Origin of the sequence: Achromobacter sp. RW408, assembly GCF_003184165.1 — a bacterium.
In the GTDB taxonomy this organism is placed as follows: Bacteria; Pseudomonadota; Gammaproteobacteria; order Burkholderiales; family Burkholderiaceae_B; genus Achromobacter; species Achromobacter xylosoxidans.
Genome location: NZ_QHHO01000046.1, coordinates 921,794 through 945,768 on the forward strand (window position 1 = coordinate 921,794; position 23,975 = coordinate 945,768).

Below are 23,975 nucleotides of genomic sequence, written 5' to 3' on the forward strand. Positions count from 1 at the left end.
GATATGGATAGGGCATGCTGACCCATCGCCACATCGAAGTGTTCCGCGCCCTGATGATCGCCGGCAGCGTCACCAAGGCCGCCGACCTGTTGTTCACCTCGCAACCCACCGTCAGCCGCGAGCTGGCGCGCATGGAACAGGCCATCGGCTTCGCGCTGTTCGAGCGCGTGCGCGGCCGCTTGCGGCCCACCATGCCGGCGCTGGCGCTGTATGACGAGGTCCGGCAGTCCTATGCCGGGCTGGAGCGGGTCGCATCGACCGCCGCGCGCCTGCGGGCATTCCAGGATGGCCAACTGGCCGTGATCGCGCTGCCGGCGTTTTCCCATTCGCTGCTGCCGGGCGCGTTCCGTCGCTTCAGCCAGGCCCATCCGGGCGTGAGCCTGGCGCTGGAGGCGCAGGAATCGCCGTTCCTGGAGGAGTGGCTCACGGCGCAGCGCTACGACCTGGGATTGACCGAACACGACCTGGAGCCGGCCGGCACGCGCCTGGAGCTTCTGGTGGAGGTCGACGAGGTCGCGGTGCTGCCCGACGGCCATCCGCTGCTGGCGCGGCAGGCGCTAGACCTGGCCGATTTCGCTGGCGAGCCCTTCGTCAGCCTGTCGGCCAGCGACCCTTACCGGATCCAGATCGACGAAGCCTTCGCGGCCCAGGGCGTCCTGCGGCGCGCCATCATCGAGACGCCGACGGCGGTCTCGGTGTGCGCGTTCGTGCGCCAGGGGCTGGGCCTGGCCATCGTCAATCCGCTCACCGCGCTCGATTTCGCCGGGCGTGGCCTGCATATCCGGCCGCTGCGGCGGTCGTTTCCGTTCCGGGTCAACCTGGTGTTTCCGGAGCATCGTCCCAGGAACCCGCTGGTTGATCCCTTCACCGCCATGCTGCGGGACGAAGCCGCGCAGATGCGCGCCCGGCTGGCGGCCCGGCCGCAGTGAGGGGCTGCTCAAAAACGGGTGGCTCAAAAACGGGCGACTCAAAAACGGGTGGCCCAAAATCAAGAACGGGCAAAAGCGCCAGGCAACAAAAAAGGATGCCCGTGGGCATCCTTCTTCATTTGCCGTATTCATGACGCCCCGCATGGCGGGGCGGCAGAATGGCTTAGGCCAGCGCCTTGATGGCGGCGGCCAGGCGGCTCTTGTGGCGAGCGGCCTTGTTCTTGTGGATGATGTTCTTGTCGGCCACGCGATCGATCACGCTGCTGGCCTTTTGGAACACTTCGCCAGCCGCAGCCTTGTCGCCAGCGGCGATGGATTGGCGAACGCGCTTGATGGCGGTGCGCAGCATCGAGCGCAGGCTGGAATTGTGCTTGTTGCGCTCAACGGATTGGCGAGCGCGCTTGCGGGCTTGGGCGGTATTGGCCATGTTGCTATGTAAGTTGAATTCGGCAAAGTCGAACATTTTAGCAAGTCCCCGAGGGATTGCAAGCTTTAAATGCCGTGTCTGCCGATGGAGCGCCCGTCAACCGGGCGGGGGGCGCTGCGAGGAAAACCCCTCGGGCTGCAGAACCCGGGTGATGTACCCGGGCTGAGACCTGATGGGCGTCGATGGGATCGATCCATGGAACTGCCCATGGAATATCCGTGGAAAACCTCCGCGGGAAAAATCCCTGGAATGGAACCATCGGATAAATCCCGGGCATCGACGCCTGACGGCGGTCCTGCCGCGCCTACTGGATAAAAATACGGTACTGAGTATACAACGAAGCGGCTTTTCGTTACAGCGCGGTGTCGGTGGCCGTGGTCAGGCCGCGACGTTGATCGAGACGAACCAGGGCGTATAGCGCCGCACGTGGATGGGCATCTGGTCCTGCAGCGCATCCAGCGCCGCGTCGGTGTCGTCCAGCGGGAAGTGGCCGGATACCGGCAGGCCGCCGGCGGCCATGGAGACGCGCAGCGTGCCGCTGCGGTAGGGGCGCAGGGCGGCGATGACTTCGGCCAGCGGGCGGCCGCGGGCGTCGACCCAGCCGGCTTCCCAGGCGGCTTCGGCCACCAGTTCGGCGCGTGGCGTGTCGATGCGCGAGACGTCGAAGCGCGCGCCGGTGCCGGCGCGGACGATGCCGTGGGCGCCGGCCATGGTTTCCACCACGACTTCGTGTTCATGCACCACCACCACCGTGCGCTGGGCCTGCTGGCGCACCATGTAGCGGGTGCCCAGGGCGCGCACGGTGCCCTCGGCGGTCTGCACCAGGAAGGGACGGCGCGCATCGGGCGCCACCGACACGGTGACGGCGCCATCCAGCAGGCGCACCTGGCGGTAGGCCGGGGTGAAATCGAGGTTGACGCGGCTGCGCGCGTCCAGCAGCAGCTGGCTGCCGTCGGACAGGATGTAGCGCCGGCGCTCGCCGGTGGCCGTGGCGGCATCGGCCGCGACATTGCTCAGGGGGTAGAAGGCATTGCCCACGTAGGCGGCGCAGGCGCCCGCGCTGGCGAGCGCCAGCGAGCCGGCCAGGAAGCGTCGGCGCGGCGGCACGCCGACGGCTGCGGGGGCCGGCGCAGGGGGAATCAACGGTGGCGGGGGCGCCGTGGCATAGCCGGCCGGATAGGCGTCGCCCAGTCGGCCGAAATTCGATCCCGTCAGAGTGCCGGTCAATTGCTGCCAGGCATTCTCATGAAGAGGATCTGCTGCTCGCCACGCCAGGAAATCGTTGTAGTCCTGCGCTGTCGCTTTACCGGAGCGCAGCAGCAGCAACCAATTGATTACTTGGTCCGCCATGGGGTGTCCTTGGGCGTACTTCACTTCATCACGCCGCCTGCGAAAGCGTCAGGCGGGAATCCTTTCGATGGCAATTTGTAAATAATAAAGGTTTTTTACCAAAGATTACCGCCTCCTTGTCAATTCTTGACGGATCAAATGCAAAAAAAGCCGGCGGGTAGCCGGCTTTTTGCGGAGGTTGTGGCGAGAATGCCCGAAATCAGCCCGCCGCCCGGCGTCCGAAATCTCGGGGACGGAACCCAAACAGTAACAACATGCCGAAGTAGACCGCGCCGCTGGCCGCCAGCACGCCGCCCAGCCAGAGCGCGCGGTATCCGGTATGGGCCTGCAGGCCGATCCAGTCAATACGGCCATCGGCGTAGACCAGCAGGGCCGCCAGCGCCGCCAGGGCCGGAATCAGCCGCAGGGCGAAACGGCTCCACCCCGTGCCGGGCTGGTAGACGCCACGGCGCCGCAGCCCGATCAGCAGCGCCAGCGCGTTCAGGCAGGCGCCCAGGCCGATGGCGAGCGCCAGGCCGGCGTGGGCCAGCAGCGGCACCAGCGCCAGGTTCATCAACTGGGTCAGGACCAGCACGCCGATGGCGATCTTCACGGGCGTGCGGATGTCCTGCTTGGCGTAGAAGCCGGGCGCCAGGATCTTCACCGCCAGCAGCCCGATCAGGCCGGCCGAATAGGAAATCACGGCCAGCCGGGTCTGCAGCACGTCCTGCGCCGAAAACGCGCCGTAGTGGAACAGCGTGGCCACCAGGCCGTCCGACAGCAGCGCCATGCCCACCGCCGCCGGCAGGCCCAGCAGCAGCACCAGCCGCAGGCCCCAATCCAGCAGGGCGCTGTAGCCGCCATGGTCGTCGCGGGCATGGGCCGCCGACAGGCTGGGCAGCAGCACGGTGCCCAGCGCCACGCCCAGCAGCGCGGTCGGGAATTCCATCAGGCGGTCGGCGAACGACAGCCAGGTGACGCTGCCGGGCGTGAGCCAGGTGGCGATGTTGGTATTGATCAGCAGCGAGATCTGCGCCACCGATACGCCGAGCGTGGCCGGCGCCATCTGCTTGAGGATGCGCTGCACCGTCGGGTCGGCCCAGGCCTGGCGGAAGCGCAGCGAGAAGCGCGGCGTCAGGCCCAGCCGCGCCAGCGCCACCCACTGCACGGCCAGTTGCGCCACGCCGCCTATCATCACCCCGATCGCCAGGGCGTAGACCGGCACGTCCATGCGCGGCGCCAGCCAGAGGCAGGCGCCGATCATGGACAGGTTCAGCAGGACGGGCGTGAACGCCGGCACCGCGAAGCGCCGCCAGGTGTTGAGCACGCCCGAGGCGAACGCGATCAGCGACATGCAGAAGATGTAGGGGAACATCACCCGCGTCATCCAGACGGCGGCGCCGAATTCGGTATCGCGGGCCGCGCCGCGCAGGCCGCTGGCCATGGCCGACACCACCCACGGCGCGGCCACGATGCCGATCAGCGTGATCGCCATCAGGGCCGCGGTCAGCAGCAGGGCCACGCGGTCGAGCAGGGCGCGGACCTCGGTTTCGGAACGGTTGTTGCGGGCATGCCCCAGGATCGGCACGAAGGCCTGGGCGAAGGCGCCCTCGGCGAACAGCCGGCGCAACAGGTTGGGAATACGGAAGGCGACCCAGAAGGCGTCGGTGATGGGGCCGGCGCCGAAGGCGCGCGCCACCAGGATGTCGCGGACCAGCCCGGAAATACGGGACAGCAGGGTGAAGCTGCTGACGGTGGCCGCGGAACGGAACAGGCTCATGGAGTGACTGGATGGAGGCGGGCGGCCGTCAATAGGAAGTTGCCTTCCTCGAAGGGAAGAACCGTTGCATGCCTGGGCGCTTCAAAGGATGGCTTTTCCCCGCCGGGCCGCCCCAAGGGGAAAAAGCCCCCTCGGGGGGCAGAGAGCCCCCGCAGGGGGCGAAGCGTGGGGGCATTTTTACTTCGGGGGCATTCGGATGGCGCCATCCAGGCGGATGGTCTCGCCATTCAGCATGTCATTGGTGATGATGGCGTGCACCAGCTTGGCGTAGTCCTCCGGACGGCCCAGGCGGGCGGGGAAGGGGATGCTGGCGGCCAGCGAATCCTGCACTTCCTGCGGCATGCCGAAGATCATCGGGGTGCCGAAGATGCCGGGGGCGATGGTCATGCAGCGGATGCCGGTCTTGGCCAGGTCGCGGGCGATCGGCAGCGTCATGCCAGCCACGCCCGCCTTCGATGCGGCGTAGGCCGCCTGGCCGATCTGGCCGTCGAACGCGGCGACCGACGCGGTGTTGATCATCACGCCGCGTTCGCCGGTGGGCTCGGGCGTGTTGCCGCTCATGGCCTCGGCGGCCAGGCGCATCATGTTGAAGCTGCCGATCAGGTTGATCGAAACGACCTTCTGGAACAGATCCAGCGGATGCGCGCCGTTCTTGCCGACGATCTTGGCGGCGGGGGCCACGCCGGCGCAGTTGACCAGGCCGAACAGGGTGCCGAGTTCCTTGGCGGCGGCAACGGCGCGCTGGCCGTCGGCCTCTTGCGTCACGTCGCAGTGCACGTAGCGCTGGCCGAGTTCCTTGGCCAGTTCCTCGCCGGGACCGTCCTGCAGGTCGGCGATGACCACCTTGGCGCCGTTGGCCACCAGCATGCGCACGGTGCCGGCGCCCAGGCCGGATGCGCCGCCGGTAACGATGAATACCTTGTTCGCGATTTCCATGTCTCTACCACCAGATCAATTCAAGGGATGAAAACGGCGCGCCGGGCGCCGGATGCGACAAGGCCTTCGGGCCGGGGCCGGAACGCGTTGCGTCCGGCCGGCGCCGAAGGCCTGGGCCTGCGAAGCGCCGATCAGCTCTTGACGGCTTCGAACAGGCGCGACTTGATTTCCTCGACCGCGCCGACGCCGGAGATCTTGCGATATTTCGGCGCGTCGGCGGGGCTCTGCTGCGCCCACGACGAGTAGTAGTCGACCAGCGGACGGGTCTGCTGGCGATACACGTTCAGGCGGTTGCGCACCGTTTCCTCGCGATCGTCGTCGCGCTGGATCAGGTCTTCGCCAGTGACGTCGTCCTTGCCTTCGACCTTGGGCGGGTTGAAGCGCACGTGGTAGCTGCGGCCGCTGGGCTGGTGCACGCGGCGCCCGCTCATGCGTTCGATGATGTCTTCTTCGGGGACTTCGATCTCGACCACGTAGTCCAGCTTGACGCCGGCGCTCTTGAGCGCGTCGGCCTGCGGGATGGTGCGGGGGAAGCCGTCGAACAGGTAGCCGTTGGCGCAGTCGGGCTGCTTCAGGCGATCCTGGACCAGGCCGATGATGATCTCATCCGAGACCAGGCCGCCGGCGTCCATGACCTTCTTGGCTTCGATGCCCAGGGGCGTGCCGGCCTTGACCGCCGCGCGCAGCATGTCGCCGGTGGAGATCTGCGGAATGCCGAAATGCTGGGTGAGAAACGCGGCCTGAGTGCCTTTGCCGGCGCCGGGAGGTCCGAGCAAGATGAGACGCATGAGTGCTCCTGAATGGGGTTTATTTTTTGTGATCCGAGCGATTATGCCGCAATGCAACAGCCTCTGCGGGGCCGCGCCATGCGAAATAACCCTTATATACGATTGCTGTAGATCAAGCGAACGCGTTCCAGGTCGGCCGGGGTATCTACGCCAGCGGCCGGAGGATGCGACGCCTGGTGGACGACGATGACGTGGCCGTGCTCCATGGCACGCAACTGTTCCAGCGATTCGAACCGTTCCAGCGCGCCTTGCGGCAGGGTGGGGAAGCGGCGCAGGAATGACACGCGGTAGGCGTACAGGCCGATGTGGTGCCAGGCCGGCAGCCCCTCGGCCAGCACGCGCTCGCCGCCGGCCAGCGCATCACGCGCCCACGGGATCGGCGCGCGCGAGAAATACAGCGCGCGGCCGTCGGTGGCGCAGACCAGCTTGACCACGTTGGGATTGAACAGCGCCTGGGCGTCCGCCAGCGGACAGGCGCAGGTGGCGATGTCCGCCTGCGGGCTGTCGGCCAGGCGCGCGGCCACGGCGTCGATGAGTTCGGGTTCGATCAGCGGCTCGTCGCCCTGCACGTTGACCACGATGGCGTCGTCGGGCAGGCCGAGTTGTTCGACCGCCTCGGCCAGCCGGTCGGTGCCGGTGAGATGGTCGCCGCGCGTCATCAGCGCCCGCACGCCATGGGCCTGGGCGGCCTGCTGCACGCGCGCGTCGTCGGTCGCGACATAGACCTGCGCGGCGCCGGACTGCGCGGCGCGTTCGGCGGTGCGCACCACCATCGGCTTGCCGGCGATGTCGGCCAGCGGCTTGTCGGGCAGGCGGGTCGAGGCGGCCCGCGCCGGAATCAGGGCGATGAAGCTCACGATAGGGACGGGTCAGGAAGAAGCGGGGGCGTCGTCCAGCGAGCGCGCCTCGGATTCAAGCATGACGGGAATGCCGTCGCGCAGCGGGAAGGCCAGGCGGTCGGCGCGGCAGACCAGTTCGGCCTGGGTCCGGTCGTGTTCGAGGCGGCCCTTGCACAGGGGGCAGACGAGGATGTCGAGAAGGCGGGATTCCATGAGCGCGATTCTAAAACAGTTTGGGCGCGGGCAGCCCGCGAGCAGCCGCCCGGCACGCCGGAAAGGGCGGACGCCGGGCCGCCGGATTACTTGTTCTGTTAATTATTGTCATATTTTGATGCGGCCGTAAGAAATTGCGGGACGGATAGTGGCCTATGATCCGCCGCGACGTGAGGAAAGAGGAAAAACAGGACAATGGATTCCAACACCATACGCATCGGCCTGATGCTCATCATCCTGGTCTGGTCGGTCATCAGCGCCATCACCTACATGGCGCGCCGCAGCGGCAACAAGGGCGCGCTGCGCGAACTCAAGCAGGAAGGCCAGCCGCTGCGGCGCCTGAGCGCGCAGGAGCAGGCGCTGGTGCAGCCGTTCCTGGTGCGGCCCGCCAAGCCCACCCAAAGCGTCGCGCTGCTGAATGACGGCGTGTTCCCGCTGCGCGGCGCCTTCGTGCGCCACGGGCTGGAATCGGGCCACGGCGCGGCCACCATGCACGACACCCTGGGCGGCGTCGACGTGGTGCTGCCTTATGACGCCCGCGACTATCTGCGCGAGGACAACCAGGCCGAAGTCGTGATGACGGAGAAATTCGCCATCGTGGTGGCGCTGAACGGCGAATTCGACCTGGCCGGCGGCCGCGAGCGCGAGGCGCGCCGGCAGAAACAGAACCAGCAATGGTCCAGCGGCAAGCTGGGGGCGATGCAGAACGTGGTCGATGCCGACGCCGTCACCGCGGATGGCGCGGGCGAGGCGCCAGACGCCCAGGCCGAGCACGAGTTCGCCGAGGCCATGCGGGTCGAGATCCTGAGCCAGCGCGAGGAAACGCCCGCCGAAATCGCCTGGCGCCGTCCGGCCGGCATCGCCTTCTGGCCCGCCATGCTGTGGCTGGCCGCGTTCGTCTGCCTGGGCGTCGCCGCGGCGGGCGGCGGCATGGCGTGGCTGGCCTCGGCCGCCGCGCCCGCGCTGCTGGCGATCTGGCTGACCTGGCGCCGCCGGCCGCTGGGCGCGGCGCAGAAGGTGAACCGGGTGCGCGGCGAACTGAACGCGATCGTGCTGACCAATCCGGCCAACGCGCAGGCGGTGTCGACCCGGTTGTTCCTGGGCGACAAGGTGCCGGTGTCGCTGCCCGACCATTGGCGCGCCAACCTGGAGTTGCCGGACGACGGCCGCGTCGACGTGGACCTGCGGGTGGAAGACTATGCCGTGCTGCGCCTGGGCAATCGTTTTTCCGTGGATGAAGAGCAGCGCCTGTTCCCGCGGGTGGCCTGGGGCCGGCACGTGACGCTGGCGCTCGCCGGCCTGCTTGCCGGCGCGGCGCTGGGCCTGATCGGCGGCGGCGATCTGCATGGCGACATCGCGCTGGCGTCGGCCTGGGCGCGCGGCGCGCAGCCGCGGGTCTACGACACGGCCGCGGCGCTGGCCCAGGATCCGCCCGCGCCCGGCGACGTGGTGGCCTTGAAGGGCATGGGCCGCTGCCAGTTCCAGCCCGATGCGTACCGTCAGGACGAGGTGCGCTTCGACTGCGAGCGGATCCGTTGGCAGGGCGATGCGATCCAGGCCGACGAGCTGCGGGTGGCTCCGGCCGCGCTGGCGCTGTATTCCGGCGGTTTCCTCAAGACCCGGCCCAATCCGATGATGGACCTGCTGGTCCGCAACCAGATCTACGGCAGCATGGCCGGCAATCCGCTGGCCGCCTACAACGCCCGCAATGTGTCGGCGGTGACCGTGAACCGCGTGACCGACCTGGTGCTGACGATCGAACTGGCCTGCGAGGCCGCCACCGGCCAGGCCATTGCCGAGTGCGACCGCCTCAAGGCCGAGACGGCCGACAGCCTGATGCTGGCGCGCGACGAGCCGGACAGCTGGCTGGCACTGCTGCGGCTGGCACAGGGCGGGGCCCTGAAGCAGCGGGGCAATGCCGATGATGGCGTCATCATCACACGTGCCGCCAACCTGCTGCGCGGCCTGGCCAGGAGCAGCATGGAGCCGCAGGTGCGCGAGGCCCTGGCGCGCGCGGGCAATGACCTGATGGCGCGCCAGCGCGGCGGCGTGGTCCTGCAAGTGTGGCCGGGCCGCTACGCCGATCTGCCGCAATTGTCGCCGCGCGACGACATGCCTGATCTGTTGCAGTCGTGGGTCCACCAGACCGCGATGCTGGCGGCCGATGGGGCCCGGCCGTTCCAGGCAGGCGGCGTGGTCACCGCGGTCGGGCGCGAGGCGTCCGGCGCCACCGTCGTCGACATCGATGCGCGGCGTTCGCTGGACGATCCGTGGCCGTCGCTGGCGCGCGTGCTATGGCTGGCGTTGGCACTGCTGCTGGTGGCCGTGCACGTGCCCCTGGCGGCGCTGCGGCTGCGCGCGGCGGCGGCCCGCAAGCGCGGCCTGGCGGAATACGCGCGGCGTCCGGTCGCGGCGCGGCCCGCCTTCTTCTAGGACCGGCGCGGGGCGCGCTGGCGCAGCGCCTGCGCCAGCCAATCGAACAGTTGCGGGTCGGAAAAACCGGCCCGCACCGGCACTTCCCACAGGCGCGCATCGTGCAACGCGGCGCACTTGATCGCGTCCTTGGACGTGACCAGGATGGTCTGCGCGGCCAGCGCCTGGAACGGCGAACTGGCGTAGTCGTGGTGGTCGGGCAGCGGCAACGTCGCCGCCAGTGTGATGCCCTGCGAGCGCAGGGTGGTGAAGAAACGTTCGGGATTGCCGATGCCGGCGGCCGCTGCCACGTCCGGCTGGCCGGCGAAGGTGGCCAGCGGCCGGCGCGAGCCGCCCTCGATCTGGCGCGCCTCTCCAGGTTCCAGCCACATGTCGGCCTGGCGCGGCCCCGCGCCGGTCGGCGCCGCTGCGCGGCCGTCGGGCACGCCGATATTGGTGATCACCGCGTCCACTTCACGCAGCCGGGAGGCCGGTTCGCGCAGGGGACCGGCGGGCAGCAGCCGGCCATTGCCGATGCCGCGCCGGTCCTGCACCACGATTTCCACATCCCGCGCCAACGCCAGGTGCTGCAGGCCATCGTCGGAGACGATCACGTCCACCCGCGGATGCGCCTGCAGCAGCGCCTGGGCCGCCAGCGCGCGGCGCGGATGCACCGAGATGGGCGCGCCGGTGACGCGCGCGATCAGCGCGGGTTCATCGCCGAACCGGGCCGCGTCCAGCTCGCCCTGGCCGACCCGCGCCTGGGGCCCCAGCTTCACGCCGTAGCCGCGGCTGACCACGCCCGGCGTGTAGCCGCGGGCGCGCAGGCCCTCCACGGTGGCGATGACCATCGGGGTCTTGCCGGTGCCGCCGACGTAGATGTTGCCGATCACCACGACCGGCACGGGCGCGCGGTAGGCCGGCTTGCGGCCGTCGCGATAATCGGCGCGCTTGCGCGCCACGACGCGGGCGGTCAGCGCGGCCAGCGGCCGCAGCAGGGTGGAGAGCCAGCCGCCGTGCTGCCATTGGCGCGCAAGCAGCGAGGCCTTGGGAGACGGCACGCTCACCGGGCGGTCTGGGCAGCGAAGTTGACGCGGCCGATGCCGGCCAGGCGGGCTGCTTCCATCACGTTGATCACGGACTGGTGAGTGGCCTGGGCATCGGCGTTGATGATCACCAGCGGTTCGGTCTTGCCGGCGGCGGCCTGGCGCAGCAGGTCGGCGATCTCGGGCGGCGTGGACACGTCGATCAGGGTGCCGTTGAGGGCGTAGCGCCCGTCCTGGCTGATGGCCACTTCCAGGGCCGGCGGGGTTTCCTGCTCGGCCGACGCCTGCGGCAGCGTGACCTTCAACTGGGTGTAGCGGGCGAACGAGGTGGTGGCCGCCAGGAAGATCAGAATGACCAGCAGGACGTCGATGAGCGGGATCAGGTTGATGTCCAGCTCGTCGCGGTCGCCCCGGGCGCCACGGAAATTCATGGGCGGTCCTCGCGCGAGGCGGGCGAGACGGCGCGCGCCAGGCGCGCCGCGGCGATTTCCATGGTGTTCAGGTAGCCCTCGACCCGGCCGCGCAGGTAGCGGTGGGCGATCATGGCGGGAATGGCGATGAGGATGCCGAAGCCGGTGTTGTACAACGCGATGGAGATGCCGCGCGCCAGCTGCGCCGGATCGCCGCCTTCCGGCGTGTACGAGCCGAAGATCTCGATCATGCCGACCACGGTGCCGAACAGGCCCATCAGCGGTGCCACCACGGCGATGGTGCCGATGGCCGGGATGTAGCGGCTCAGGTCATGGGCGACGGCGCGGCCGGTGTCCTCGACCACGCTGCGCAGTTCCTCGCGCGGCAGGTGGCGGTGGCGCATGACCTCGGCCAGCACGCGGCCCAGCGGGGAATTGCGTTCCAGGCGGTTCAGGGCGTCGGGGCTGTCCTGGCGGTTGCGCAGCATCTCGGCCACCTGCTCGTTCAGGCCGCGTGGCATGACCTGGCTGCGGCGCAGGGACAGGAAGCGCTCGAAGATCAGCGCCAGGCCCAGCACGGAAGTCGCCAGCAGGGGCCAGATCGGCCAGCCGGCCTCGCGCAAGATGGAAAGCAAAACGGTTAACTCCAGGGGAGGGCCGAAGGGCGCGAAGGGGGCCGCGCGTCGGCATCTGATCAAGCCGAAACTGTAACGGCGCGACGGGGATGTGGCAAGGGCGGCCGGCCGCCAAGCTATCCACAGAATTTGTGGATAATTCTGTGCAAAACTTCGCCGGAACGCTTGCGGGCACAGGGCTTGCGCTTGTTTGCGCTTATTTCGAGCAGCCGGTGTTGGGTAAAAATTCCATAAAAATCATATCCTTAGGTCGAATTTGCTGGCTTTCGGGCCAGCCGCGGCAAAAATGCCCGGACGCGGTATCATTGCGGCCCGCTACGTATGCCCTGTGGACAGGTACGCATCGGAAAGCCTTATGACAATTGAACTTGCAGTCACAAACAACGTATTCACGCGGGATATCCTGACAGTTGCCCAGCTGAACCAAGCAGTGGGGCAGTTGTTGGAGCGCAGCATCCCGGCGCTGTGGGTGCGCGGCGAGATTTCGAACTTCACGCAGGCGGCTTCCGGGCATTGGTACTTCACGCTCAAGGACAGCCGCGCCGCGGTGCGGGCCGTCATGTTCCGGGGGCGCGCCAGCGCGGTGGGTTTCGTGCCGCGTGCCGGGGACCAGGTTGAAATCAGGGTCAGGGTGTCGCTGTACGAGCCGCGCGGCGACTACCAACTGCAGGTCGACGCCATGCGCCGCGCCGGTATCGGCAACCTCTACGAGGCCTTCCTGCGCCTGAAGGAGCAGCTCAACGCGGAAGGCCTGTTCGACCCCGCCCGCAAGCGCGAACCGGTGCCGCTGCCACGCGCCATCGGCGTGATCACCTCGCTGCACGCCGCCGCGCTGCGCGACGTGCTGTCGGCGCTGGCCCGGCGCGCGCCGCAGGTGCCCGTCATCATCTATCCGGCGCCGGTGCAGGGCGCCGATGCCGCCGGCCGGCTGGCGGCGCAGATCCGCCTGGCGAATGCCCGTTGCGAGGTCGACACGCTGCTGCTGGTGCGCGGCGGCGGCAGCATCGAGGATCTCTGGAGCTTCAATGACGAGGCCCTGGCGCGCGAGATCGACGCCAGCGCCATCACCACCATCAGCGGCGTCGGCCATGAAACCGACTTCACCATCGCCGACTTCGTCGCCGACGTGCGCGCGCCGACCCCGACCGCGGCCGCCGAGCTGGCCTGCGTGCCGCGTTCGGAACTGCTCGGTCGCGTCATGTATGCGGCCGAGACCCTGGCACGCGGCCAACAGCGTCGACTGGAGCGGGCGGCGCAGCGGCTGGACCGCGCCGCCGCGCAACTGGTGTCGCCGGCCCAGCGCCTGGAGCACCAGCGCGAACGCCTGAACAGCCTGAGCTACCGCCTGGCCTCGGCCTGGGCCGGTCCGCAGGCCCGCCGCGGCGCCCGCGTCAATCTGCTGGCGCAGCGCCTGGCTCACCGCGTGCCCGACGTCCGGCGCGGCGCCGAACGGCTGGCCGCCGTGACGCGTCAATTGGGCCAGGCGCACGCGCGCCTGCTGGCGCGTCGGCGTGACCAGCTGGCCGCGGCCGGCGCGCAACTGCGCGCGCTCGATCCCGGCAATACGCTGGCGCGCGGCTATGCCATCGCCCGCGACGCCGACGGCCGCATCGTGCGCGATGCGGCCGGCCTGGCGGCGGGGCAGGGCCTGGACCTGAGCTTCGCGCAGGGCGGCGCCCGCGTCGAGGTCAAAGAGGTCCGCGAAACGCGGGAGCCCTGACGCCGGCGCGGCAGGGCGGTGCAAGGTCAACTCGGCCCGCGCAATGGCCGGCCGGCGAGGTGGAACAATGCGGTTGAACACACGCAAGTCGGCGCGCGCGGCGCGCCCCGTTGCCCGGCGAGCGGCCCTGTGGGCGGCTCTGCTCGCCACCTCCATCGTGACGGCGCAACCGGCGCAAGCCGACGGCGCCCCGACCAGGACGGCAAAGGCCGCCACGCGCGCCGCGGCCGTCTCGGCGCCCGATATCCCGCTGGATCCGCCACCGCCGCCCGCCGCGCCCGCCACCGGGCCGGCGTCCAAGGCCGATTGCGATTGCACCTCGCCCTATCGCGACTACCGCGCGGCCGAAACGTCCGACACCCGCGCCCTGTTCAGCGCGGTGGCCGCCGGCGACGAAGCCGCGTTCAGCGCCGCGTTGGGCAAGGTGGAGCGGCCGGGCGACTATGCCCTTGACGGCGTGCCGCTCCTGCACGCGCTGTTGACCCCAGCGGGCAAGCGCGGCAAACACGTGTATTGGGACATGCCGGCGCAAGAGGCCGCGCGCTTGCGCCAGGCCTATCGCGACGCGCTGCCAGCGCGCACGCGCATGCTCCAGGCCCTGCTGGCCACCAGGCCGGCGCTCGACGACATCACCTACGAATCGCGCCGCCCGTCGCTGCAACTGGCGCTGCTGTATGGCTCGCCCGAGATGATGGACATGCTGCTGGCCGCCGGCGCGCGGCCCGACCAGCGTGGCGACGAGAACAAGACCCCGCTGGAATTCCTGCTCAACCGCGACTTCGAATTCGCGGTGCGCATGACCTACCTGCCCAGGCTGCCCGATCGCCAGGAAACCACCCGCATGGTGCTGGCGCTGCTCAAGGCCGGCGCGGCGCGGCCGTTTGCCTACATCGACGAACATGCCGATGACGCCACGCGGCGCGCGTTCAAGGACGCGGACGGCCAGCCGCGCAAGGCCGCGGATTATCTCGCGTGGGGACCGCTGGTCGAACTGACCGAGGGCGCCGAGGTGGTGCGGGCTCTGGCCGCCACCGGCACCCGGCCGGCCTACGACGATGGCGCCAGCCCGTTGGCGCTGGCGGCCTACACAGGCAACGCCGGCGCGACCGCGGCGCTGGCCGAAATGGGCCCGCGCACCACGCCGGACAAAGCCTACGGCGCCACCGGCGACCTGGATTTTTGGCTGGACGCCGCGCAGGCCGCGGTCGTGGCGGGCCATGGCGACATCGCCGCGCCGCTGTTGCGCTCGGGCATGCCGTTCAGCCAGCGCGGCCCGCGCAACGGCACCGATCCCGCCGTCTTCGTCAGGATGCAGGCCGAGGAACAGCCCATCATGAACCTGGCCGCGGCCAAGGGCGACACGGCGACGCTGCAACGCCTGCTGGCATTGGGCGCCCCGGTCGACGGCGACGCCGGCGACGCGCATGGCGACACGCCGCTGGCGGACGCCGTGCGCGCGGGCCAGACCGATGCGGCGCGCGCGCTGCTGGCCGGGGGCGCGAATCCGGCCGCGTGGCGGCAAGGGTATGAGCGCAAATCGGCCATCGAGCGCGCCATCGAGGCGGACAACGCGGCGCTGCTGCGCGAACTGCTCGCGGCCACGCCGCGCGAGGCCTTGCAGGCTCTGCTGGCCGACTCCGCGCATTCGCCGCTGGCGCTGGCCCTGCGCCAGCCCGGCAGGCAGGGCGCTGCCATGTTGCGGCTGCTGGCCGATGCCGGGCTGGACCTGAAAACGCTCGATGCGGACGCCATACGCCAGGCGCTGGAGAATCGCGATGCGGCAATGGCCACGTACCTGATCGAGGCCGGCGTGCCCGTCAATCCGGCGCCCGCCGCCGCCACGTCGAACGATGCGTTCGACGGCAAGGGAATGCCGCCGCTGCTGGCGGCGGTGACTTCGGGCCAGGCCGCGATGGTCGACCTGCTGCTGGCCAGGGGCGCCGACCCGCTGGGCCTCGCGCCGGACGGTCGCAGCGCCTTGTACTGGGCCATTGCCGGTGGCGACGATGCGATGCTCGAGCGCCTGCTGCGCGCCGGCGCCAGGATGGACGATCCGCGCCTGCCTCGCGCGCCCGCGCCTCACGCCTTGCTGAATGCGGCGCTGCTCTCCGGCGACATGGCGCGGGTCGCGCGCGTGGCGCAAGGCAGCGGGCAATCCGCCGAGGCCGCGTGCCTGCCGTCGGGCGGCGAATATGTCCTGCTGGACCGGCCGGGCTATTTCGCGCAACTGCAGGCGGCCGGCTATCGCGGCGCGCGCGATGATTGCGCGCGCCAGGAAGGGGGGCTGCCGCAACGCCTGCTGTCGGCGTTGCTGCGCGACCGGCAACTGGCGGTCGCGCGACGCGACACCGTGGTCGACGTATTGCGGCGCGTGAAGGAAATGGGCGCGGACCTGGACGCGCCGCAAGGCGAGCGCGGCGTCACGCCGCTGGGCGCGGCCATCGAGCTGGGCCGCGCCGACCTGGCCGAAGCCCTGCTGGCCGCGGGCGCCAGCGCGGACGCGGCCGATGCGCAGGGGCGCAGCCCCGCCTGGTTGGCGCTGGCCAGCGGCCAGCCACGGATGCTGGCGTTGCTGGCGCGGCACCAGGCGCGCTTCGACGGCGCGGCCGCGCCGTCGGGGCAGTCCTTCAACCAGACGCTGGCATGCCAGGCGGCGCCGGACTTCGCGGCGGTGTTGCAGGCGGCCGGCGTCGTGCTTGAACAGGCCTGCCCGCGCGCGCGGGCTGCTGGCAAGGCGACGGCCAAGTCGGCCGCCCGTATCCCCGGCCATTACTATCTGCGCGGCGTGCGTGAAGTGGGCAGCGAGCTGCTGCTGTCGGCCGACGGCAGCTTCGATTACCTGATGAGCTACGGCGCCACGGACATCCAGGCCAGCGGCACCTGGCGCAGCGATGGCAAGCAGGTGATCCTGGACACGCCGCCGATCCAGCCGTTTTCGGCGATCGGCAAGGTCGGCGCGGATGCGCGCGCGGCCGATGGCGACCAATTGACGGTGCGCGTGTACTACCAGGGGCGGCCCGTGAAGGTCGACGTGGCCATGTCCTCGGCCAGCGCCGATTACGCCGGCACGCCCAAGCAGTCGGAAGGGGCCGATGGCGTCAGCGCGCCGATCGCGCCGGGTGACCTGAAGGCCCTGGCCGTGTTCGTGCCCTTGCCCTCCGGCGCGCGTTGGCACAGCGTGGATGTGAGCAAGTCCGATATCACGGCGCGTGCCTTGCGCATCGATCTGGAATTGCCAGAATCCGCCAGTCGCACGCCGTTGCATATGACATTGGCATTGCGCGCCGATGGCGCGCTGGTGGCCGCGCAGGGCGGGCGCGAGCTGCGCTATGAGAAAGAGTAGCGTTTACGCGCGCGGTCATAAACACATACCTGTTAACCCCGCGTCGCCGCGGGGTTAACGCGGTATCCTCGTAGAGTTGCCGATACAATTGAACGGCTTGATCGTGCACTCAACAGAAGGAACCGACACATGGCACATACTCTTCCCCCCCTGCCTTACGAACTGGACGCGCTGGCTCCGCACATCTCGAAAGAGACGCTGGAGTTCCACTACGGCAAGCACCACCAGACCTACGTCACGAACCTGAACAACCTGATCCCGGGCACCGAGTTCGAGAACCTGTCGCTGGAAGACATCGTCAAGAAGTCCTCGGGTGGCATCTTCAACAACGCCGCGCAGATCTGGAACCACACCTTCTACTGGAACAGCCTGGCTCCCAAGGCCGGCGGCGCGCCGACCGGCAAGCTGGCCGACGCCATCAACGCCAAGTGGGGCAGCTTCGACGCCTTCAAGGAAGCCTTCAACAAGTCGGCCGCCGGCAACTTCGGTTCGGGCTGGACCTGGCTGGTCAAGAAGGCCGACGGCTCGGTCGACATCGTCAACACCAGCAACGCCGCCACCCCGCTGACCACGGCCGACAAGCCGCTGCTGACCTGTGATGTCTGGGAACACGCGTACTACATCGACTACCGCAATGCCCGTCCCAAGTACCTGGAAAACTTCTGGGCCCTGGTGAACTGGGACTTCGCGGCCAAGAATTTCGCCTGATTCCGCTGCGCGCCCGTCGCGCATCGCCAAGGCCGAGGCCCCTCGCATCGCGAGGGGCCTTTTTGTTTTCCGTGCCGTGGAAATGCCGCCGTAATTCTGTATTACATGGTCAAATTTTGTATATTGTCGAATCCATTTTGTCGAAAATGAGAATGAATCTCCCGTTCCTCCGGCCTAACCCGGGGAAAGGCAGCCGCTATTGTTGATGGCAGTCTGCGGCTGAGCCATGGGGCCAAGGACCGCGGCATGGCCGCCCGGTACCGTGGTGTCTGACGGGAAGGCAAGCATGTTGCGGTTTTTTTCGAGATTGCATATCGGCGCGCGCATCGGCGTGCGCCTGTCGGGCGCGTTCCTGCTGGTGGCCTTGCTGGGCGGCATCATCGGCGCGTTCGGGGTGTGGGGGCTGGCCCGCATCAACGACATGAATGATCAGATCGCCCAGATCGAATTTCGCGGACTGTCCGACATCAAGGAAGCCAACATCAGCCTGATCGCGGCTGGCCGGGCGCGCAAGAGTTTCCTGGCGGCCACGTCCCAGGAGGAACGCCAGGCGCTGCGCGCCGAATTCGACCGCGATGTCGAAAACCTGGAGCGCCTGCGCGCCAAGGCCGCGCAGAACTTCATCCGCGAAAGCGGCAAACGCCTGCTGGCGCAATTCACCGAAGCCGAGGAGCTCTGGAAGCGCGAGGCCATCGAATTCTTCGACAACGCGCAATCGCTGCCCCTGGCGCAGGTCGATCCCGCCATTGCCAGCATCACCAAGCGCGCGGCGGCGTCGTCGGGCAAGGCCGAGAGCCTGATGAGCGAGTTGGCGCAGGCCAAGGAAGAAGCCGCCGATCAGGCGGTGCACGAAGTCACCGATCTGTATCGCAGCACCCGTCTCATCATGATCCTGCTGTCGCTGGCCGGCGTGGCCCTCGGCCTGCTGCTCGGCTGGCTGGTGACGCGCGGCATCACGCGGCCCCTGGGGCTGGCGGTGGACGCCGCGCGTCGTGTCGCCAATGGTGACCTGAGCGGCAACATCCAGGTCACTTCGCGCGACGAGACCGGCGACCTGATGGCCGCGCTCAAGGCCATGAACGAGAGCCTGTCGCGCATCGTGCGCGACGTGCGCGACGGCTGCGAAAGCATCGCCTCGGCCTCGTCGCAGATCGCGCAGGGCAACGCCGACCTGTCGCAGCGCACCGAGGAACAGGCCGCGTCGCTGGAACAGACCGCGGCCTCCATGGAACAGCTCACCAGCACCGTGCAGCAGAACGCCAGCAATGCCGGCGAAGCCGAGAAGCTGGTCACCCAGGCCTCCGAGGTGGCGATCCGTGGCGGCGAGGTGGTCGACGTGGTGGTGCAGACCATGAGCGCCATCTCCGAAAGCTCGCGCCGCATCGCCGATATCACCAGCGTGATCGACGGCATCGCGTTCCAGACCAACATCCTGGCGCTCAATGCCGCGGTCGAGGCCGCGCGCGCCGGCGAGCAGGGCCGCGGTTTCGCCGTGGTGGCGGGCGAAGTCCGCACCCTGGCACAGCGTTCCGCCGTGGCCGCCAAGGAAATCAAGGCCCTGATCGACGAATCCGTCCATCGCGTCGAAGGCGGCACGCGCCAGGCCGACGAAGCCGGCAGCACCATGCGCGAGGTGGTCGATAGCGTGCGCCAGGCGGCGATCCTGGTGCACGAAATCGCCAGCGCCTCGGCCGAGCAATCGACCGGCATCGGCCAGGTCAACCAGGCCGTGGCGCAAATGGACACCGTGACCCAGCAGAATGCCGCGCTGGTGGAGCAGGCCGCCGCCGCGGCCGGCAGCATGCAGGATCAGGCGGGCCGGCTGTCGCAACAGGTGCGCCGCTTCAAGATCGATGCCGGCGTGGTGACGATGGGCGCGGAGCCGCAGGCCCGCCTGATCCAGGCCGGTCGCGCCACGCCGCATCCGGCGCCGGTGGCGCCGCGCCAAGAACCGGTGGTGGCGCGCCCGGCGCTCAAGCACAGCCCGGACGAGGACGACTGGTCGTCGTTCTGAAGCGCGGATGCCGCGGTTTGTGGGCTGGCCGTCAGGCGGCGATGGTAAGGTGTAGCCACTTCCGGTTCAGCCTTGTCCTGCCGCCTGGCTTCGCTCATGTCCCTGCCCACACCTTTGCGCCGCGTCGCCACCGGCTCGCGCCATCTCCTGCGCCGCAAGCTGCGCCAAACCAACCGTCTGTCGCGCAAGAGCCTGCCGATGGCCCTGTTGCTCGGCGGCGCGGCATTGGTGGCGCTGGTGTCGCTGGGCTTTGCCTATCTGGCCGACCTGGCGTTGGAGTGGAATCGCGAATGGGTCGGCCGCGCCGGCTGGCTGGCCTTGCTGGTGCTGCCTTGCGCGCTGGCCGCCCTGCGCTGGGCCACGCTGCGGTTCGCGCCCAATGCCGCGGGCAGCGGCATTCCGCAGGTCATCGGCGCCTTGTCGCTGCCGCCCGGGCCAAGCCAGCGCAGCCTGGTGTCGCTGGCGCAGGTGTTGTGGAAGATCCCGCTGGCTTTTTGCGGCATGCTGGCCGGCGCCTCGATCGGACGCGAAGGGCCGTCGGTGCAGGTCGGCGCGGCCGTGATGCTGGCCTGGGGCGACTTCTGGAAACGCCGCGGCCTGCAGCTGCGCGGCTTCCATGCCAACGAATTGCTGGCGGCAGGCGCGGCCGGGGGGCTGGCCGCGGCATTCAATGCGCCGCTGGCCGGCGTCATCTTCGCCATCGAGGAATTGGGGCGCGGCACCGTGCTGCGCTGGCAGCGGCTGGTGCTGATCGGCGTGCTGGCCGCCGGCTTCCTGGTGGTCGCCGTGCAAGGCAACAACCCCTATTTCGGCACCTTTGCCGGCGCGCCGCTGGCCCACGGCATGCTGTGGTGGGTACTGATCTGCGCCGCGCTCAACGGCGCGCTGGGCGGCATCTTCGCGCGCCTGCTGGGCAAGGGGCCGGCGGCGATGGCGCCCGCGTCGTGGCGCGCCTGGATCCGCGCGCACCCCATCTGGACCGCCTTCGCCATGGGCCTGGCCCTGGCGCTGATCGGCCTGGCCACGGCCGGCAGCGTCTACGGCACCGGCTACGGCGCGGCGGCCGACCTGCTGTCGGGCGAAACCCAGCACGCGCTGCCCGCCGGCTTTGGCCTGGCCAAGCTGGCCGCCACCGTGGCGTCGTATTGGGCCGGCATTCCGGGCGGCATCTTCACCCCCGCGCTCACCACCGGCGCGGGCATTGGCCATCACATCTGGGAGCTGGCGGGCGAGGGCGTGGACCAGCGCGTGCTGGTGCTGGTGTCGATGGCCGCATTCCTGGCCGCCGCCACCCAGGCGCCGCTCACGGCGAGCGTGGTGGTCATGGAGATGACCGGCAGCCAGCCGATGCTGTTCTGGCTGCTGGTCGGCTCGCTGCTGGCCTCGGGCGTGTCGCGCCAGTTCTGCCCGCAGCCGTTCTATCACCTGGCCGCCGGGCGCTTTCGGCGCCAGGCCATCGTCGAGGCGGGGCGCGCGGCGCGCACGGGCACATCAGCCGTACGGTGAGTGAACAGCTGCTGGACACCGTCCGTGCAGCGGACATCCGGGGAATGCACCAACTTGGCGCGAAAACCGCTGCGTTAAGATCGACCGCATTCCATTTTTCCACTTCAATCCGAGCATCCCATGACCGTGCATGCCTTTATCTGTGACGCGATCCGCACCCCCTTCGGCCGCTATGGCGGCGCGCTGGCTTCCGTGCGCCCCGACGACCTCGCGGCCGTCGCCATCAAGGCGCTGGTGGCGCGCAACCCCGGCGTGCGCTGGGAAGAGCTCGACGATGCCATCATGGGCTGCGCCAACCAGGCCGGCGAAGACAACCGCAACGTCGCTCGCATGGCCACGCTGCTGGCCGGCCTGCCGGTCGAAGTGCCCGGCGCCACCGTCAACCGCCTGTGCGGTTCGGGCCTGGACGCCATCGGCAGCGCCGCGCGCGCCATCCGCGCCGGCGAAGCCGGCCTGATGCTGGCTGGCGGCGTCGAAAGCATGAGCCGCGCGCCGTTCGTCATGGGCAAGGCCGACAGCGCCTTCTCGCGCAACGCCGCCATCTACGACACCACCATCGGCTGGCGCTTCATCAACAAGCTGATGAAGGCCCAGTACGGCGTCGATTCCATGCCGGAAACCGCCGAGAACGTCGCCGACGATTTCAAGATCAACCGCGAAGACCAGGACCTGTTCGCGCTGGCCAGCCAGCAGAAGACGGCCCGCGCCCAGCAGGAAGGCTTCTTCGACGCCGAAATCGTGCCGGTCTCGATCGCCCAGAAGAAGGGCGATCCGATCATCGTCGCCAAGGATGAACACCCGCGCGAGACCAGCATCGAGGCGCTGGCCAAGCTCAAGGGCGTGGTGCGCGAGGGCGGCACGGTCACGGCCGGCAACGCCTCGGGTGTCAACGACGGCGCCGCCGCGCTGCTGCTGGCCGACGAAAAGGGCGCTGCCCGCCACGGCCTGACCCCGCGCGCCCGCGTCGTCGGCATGGCCACCGCCGGCGTCGCGCCGCGCATCATGGGCATCGGTCCGGCGCCTGCCACCCGCAAGGTGCTGGCCCAGACCGGCCTGACGCTGGACCAGATGGACGTGATCGAACTGAACGAGGCGTTCGCCGCCCAGGGCCTGGCCGTGCTGCGCCAGCTGGGCATCGCCGACAACGATCCGCGCGTCAATCCCAATGGCGGCGCCATCGCCCTGGGCCATCCGCTGGGCGCCAGCGGCGCGCGCCTGGCCACCACCGCGATCAACCAGTTGCATCGCACCGGCGGCCGCTATGCGCTTTGCACCATGTGCATCGGCGTGGGCCAGGGCATTGCCCTGATCATCGAACGCGTCTGATTTTGCGGCGGCCTCCGCCCGGGCCGCGTCCGCCGGCGCAAGCCGCCCGGCGCGCCGGGCGGACATGCAAAAAAGGGAGCCCGCGGGCTCCCTTTTTTGCATGTCTCGCGGCGGCCGTCTCAGGGCAGGCCGTCGATCTTGCGGCCAGACTTGATGCCGTGCGCCTCGTACCAGCCCTGCGCCATTTCCAGCGCGTAGCGCACCGGTTTCTTGGAACAATGGGCGTCGTCGGTCTGCGGGGCCATGTCTTCGATGTTGACGATCGTGCCGTCGTCGGCGATAAAAGCGATCGACAGGGGCAGCAGGGTATTGCGCATCCAGAAGCACTGCACGTCGGGCTGTTCGAACACGAACAGCATGCCGTCGTTGCCGGGCAGTTCCTTGCGGAACATGAGGCCATCGCGGCGGGTGGCTTCCGTGTTGGCGACTTCTGCGCGGATAATATGGATACCGGCCGCCAGTTGCGTGGTGGGCAGCGGCGCCTGCGGACCCGACGGGACCTGCGCGCCGGCCGCCAGCGGCAGGGCCAGCGCGGCGGCGCTCAGCAGTGCCGTTGCCGTCCTGCGCGATGCCGCTTTAATGAACGCCGTCTTGAACAACGTACGACCGACATGAAACAAAGCAGCATTCTTCAGCATAACCCGACGCAGTAATAAGAAAATAACAAGGCGGGGCCCGGAAGCCCCGCCTGATAATGGCGCAACCTTACCGTTGCGCTGTAAAGGGTAACTCAGGCAGCGGTGATATTGAGCGCCTGTTTGCCTTTGGGCCCCTGGATTATCTCGAAAGCCACTTTCTGGCCTTCTTTCAGGGTTTTAAAACCATTCATCTGGATGGACGAGAAGTGGGCGAACAGATCTTCACCGCCGTCGTCGGGCGTAATGAAGCCGAACCCCTTTGCATCGTTGAACCATTTGACGGTACCCGTCGATTTGGGATTGTCCCCTTGGACGGCGGTTGCGGTCGTATCAGACATGCGGACTGCCTCATTGAATCGTATGTTGACAGAAGGGCATCGCGGCCTAGACCCCTGTCCCCCCTCCGGCTTCCTGGCAGATTTTCGATGAGTTGAAAACCCCAGAATGCGTGGATAATGCGCCGCTTTTCTTTGCGGAGTCAAGTATGGAAACTACGCATTTCTACGTGTAATTTTGCGTAAGTTACATGCAAGCCGTCCCCTGATTAAATAGAATAGCCGCCCTATGAGTTCTACCTTGGATACCCAGCACGATTTGGCCGTCGAAAAGGCACCGGCCCGCGCCGCGCCGCCTCCGATGTACCAGGTCCTGTTGCTCAATGACGACTACACCCCGATGGAGTTCGTCGTGAAGGTGCTGCAGAAGTTCTTCAATAAGAATCATGAAGAGGCCACGCGCATCATGTTGCAGGTGCATCACGAAGGCCGCGGCGTTTGCGGCGTCTATCCGCGCGACCTCGCCGCCACCCGGATCGCCCAGGTGGCGCAGTATGCGCGGGCCCGCCAGCATCCCTTGCAGTGCGTGATGGAACCGGTCTGAACTCGCAGGAACAGCGCCGCCACGACTGGCGGCGTTCTGCTGTACAGGGTTGCAAAAGCAGGAACCGCGCACCGAGAAGCGCGCGGCATTATCAGGT

General features: G+C 68.6%; 21 protein-coding genes. 9 read left to right on the forward strand and 12 right to left on the reverse strand.

All coding sequences use genetic code 11. The features are described from left to right. The first annotated feature begins 14 nt into the window (after positions 1-14). Positions 15-929 (forward strand): LysR family transcriptional regulator, encoded by a 915-nt coding sequence (locus DK459_RS14350; RefSeq protein WP_024069540.1) that lies wholly within the window; start codon positions 15-17, stop codon positions 927-929. 163 nt (positions 930-1,092) lie between these two features. Here the strand turns inward: DK459_RS14350 and rpsT are convergent, their stop codons facing one another. The 7 genes from rpsT to DK459_RS14385 form a co-directional block, all read right to left on the reverse strand. Beyond that, positions 1,093-1,356 (reverse strand): 30S ribosomal protein S20, encoded by a 264-nt coding sequence (gene rpsT / locus DK459_RS14355; protein WP_006396042.1) that lies wholly within the window; start codon positions 1,354-1,356, stop codon positions 1,093-1,095. A gap of 378 nt (positions 1,357-1,734) precedes the next feature. Further along, positions 1,735-2,706, reverse strand: coding sequence for a FecR domain-containing protein (locus tag DK459_RS14360; protein WP_006384006.1), 972 nt, complete (start codon positions 2,704-2,706; stop codon positions 1,735-1,737). A gap of 199 nt (positions 2,707-2,905) precedes the next feature. Further along, entirely contained in the window at positions 2,906-4,465 is a 1,560-nt protein-coding gene (gene murJ / locus DK459_RS14365) for a murein biosynthesis integral membrane protein MurJ (RefSeq protein ID WP_020928459.1), read from the reverse strand. Positions 4,466-4,642: 177 nt separating this feature from the next. Then, positions 4,643-5,401: a 3-hydroxyacyl-CoA dehydrogenase gene (locus DK459_RS14370; RefSeq protein ID WP_006384004.1), complete on the reverse strand. Its 759-nt coding sequence runs from the start codon at positions 5,399-5,401 to the stop codon at positions 4,643-4,645. A 131-nt stretch (positions 5,402-5,532) separates the two neighbouring features. Beyond that, positions 5,533-6,189: an adenylate kinase gene (gene adk / locus DK459_RS14375; protein WP_020928458.1), complete on the reverse strand. Its 657-nt coding sequence runs from the start codon at positions 6,187-6,189 to the stop codon at positions 5,533-5,535. A gap of 92 nt (positions 6,190-6,281) precedes the next feature. Continuing rightward, a complete protein-coding gene (kdsB, locus tag DK459_RS14380; RefSeq protein WP_006384002.1) occupies positions 6,282-7,046 on the reverse strand; it encodes a 3-deoxy-manno-octulosonate cytidylyltransferase in 765 nt (254 codons plus the stop codon). Between the two features lie 12 nt (positions 7,047-7,058). Continuing rightward, entirely contained in the window at positions 7,059-7,241 is a 183-nt protein-coding gene (locus DK459_RS14385) for a Trm112 family protein (RefSeq protein ID WP_006384001.1), read from the reverse strand. A gap of 195 nt (positions 7,242-7,436) precedes the next feature. Between DK459_RS14385 and DK459_RS14390 the strand changes: the two genes are divergently transcribed. Continuing rightward, positions 7,437-9,674, forward strand: a complete 2,238-nt coding sequence (locus DK459_RS14390) for an IgaA/UmoB family intracellular growth attenuator (RefSeq protein WP_110134829.1) — start codon at positions 7,437-7,439, stop codon at positions 9,672-9,674. Here the strand turns inward: DK459_RS14390 and lpxK are convergent. The 3 genes from lpxK to DK459_RS14405 are packed head-to-tail and all read right to left on the reverse strand — an operon-like array spanning position 9,671 to position 11,744. Next, positions 9,671-10,720, reverse strand: a complete 1,050-nt coding sequence (gene lpxK / locus DK459_RS14395) for a tetraacyldisaccharide 4'-kinase (protein WP_020928455.1) — start codon at positions 10,718-10,720, stop codon at positions 9,671-9,673. The genes DK459_RS14390 and lpxK overlap by 4 nt on opposite strands. Next, entirely contained in the window at positions 10,717-11,130 is a 414-nt protein-coding gene (locus DK459_RS14400; RefSeq protein WP_006383999.1) for a biopolymer transporter ExbD, read from the reverse strand. The genes lpxK and DK459_RS14400 overlap by 4 nt, the downstream gene beginning before the upstream one ends. Further along, a complete protein-coding gene (locus DK459_RS14405; protein WP_020928454.1) occupies positions 11,127-11,744 on the reverse strand; it encodes a MotA/TolQ/ExbB proton channel family protein in 618 nt (205 codons plus the stop codon). The genes DK459_RS14400 and DK459_RS14405 overlap by 4 nt, the downstream gene beginning before the upstream one ends. Positions 11,745-12,099: 355 nt before the next feature. Here DK459_RS14405 and xseA point away from each other — a divergent pair, with 355 nt between their 5' ends. From xseA to pcaF, 6 genes are all read left to right on the forward strand, one after another. Further along, positions 12,100-13,464, forward strand: a complete 1,365-nt coding sequence (xseA, locus tag DK459_RS14410; protein ID WP_026384469.1) for an exodeoxyribonuclease VII large subunit — start codon at positions 12,100-12,102, stop codon at positions 13,462-13,464. Positions 13,465-13,531: 67 nt separating this feature from the next. Continuing rightward, positions 13,532-16,807, forward strand: a complete 3,276-nt coding sequence (locus DK459_RS14415; protein ID WP_370445598.1) for an ankyrin repeat domain-containing protein — start codon at positions 13,532-13,534, stop codon at positions 16,805-16,807. A gap of 129 nt (positions 16,808-16,936) precedes the next feature. Beyond that, a complete protein-coding gene (gene sodB, locus DK459_RS14420; protein ID WP_006383994.1) occupies positions 16,937-17,515 on the forward strand; it encodes a superoxide dismutase [Fe] in 579 nt (192 codons plus the stop codon). A gap of 286 nt (positions 17,516-17,801) precedes the next feature. Beyond that, positions 17,802-19,529, forward strand: coding sequence for a methyl-accepting chemotaxis protein (locus DK459_RS14425; RefSeq protein WP_024069532.1), 1,728 nt, complete (start codon positions 17,802-17,804; stop codon positions 19,527-19,529). 96 nt (positions 19,530-19,625) lie between these two features. Further along, entirely contained in the window at positions 19,626-21,035 is a 1,410-nt protein-coding gene (locus DK459_RS14430) for a chloride channel protein (protein WP_006383992.1), read from the forward strand. Between the two features lie 120 nt (positions 21,036-21,155). Continuing rightward, a complete protein-coding gene (gene pcaF, locus DK459_RS14435) occupies positions 21,156-22,361 on the forward strand; it encodes a 3-oxoadipyl-CoA thiolase (protein WP_006383991.1) in 1,206 nt (401 codons plus the stop codon). Between the two features lie 119 nt (positions 22,362-22,480). Here pcaF and DK459_RS14440 read toward each other — a convergent pair whose 3' ends face one another. Further along, positions 22,481-22,999, reverse strand: a complete 519-nt coding sequence (locus tag DK459_RS14440) for a DUF192 domain-containing protein (protein WP_006383990.1) — start codon at positions 22,997-22,999, stop codon at positions 22,481-22,483. 92 nt (positions 23,000-23,091) lie between these two features. Next, a complete protein-coding gene (locus DK459_RS14445) occupies positions 23,092-23,337 on the reverse strand; it encodes a cold-shock protein (protein WP_006220277.1) in 246 nt (81 codons plus the stop codon). A gap of 226 nt (positions 23,338-23,563) precedes the next feature. On the opposite strand from DK459_RS14445, the gene clpS reads away from it, so the two are divergent. Next, a complete protein-coding gene (gene clpS, locus DK459_RS14450; protein ID WP_006383989.1) occupies positions 23,564-23,878 on the forward strand; it encodes an ATP-dependent Clp protease adapter ClpS in 315 nt (104 codons plus the stop codon). Positions 23,879-23,975 lie beyond the last annotated feature (97 nt).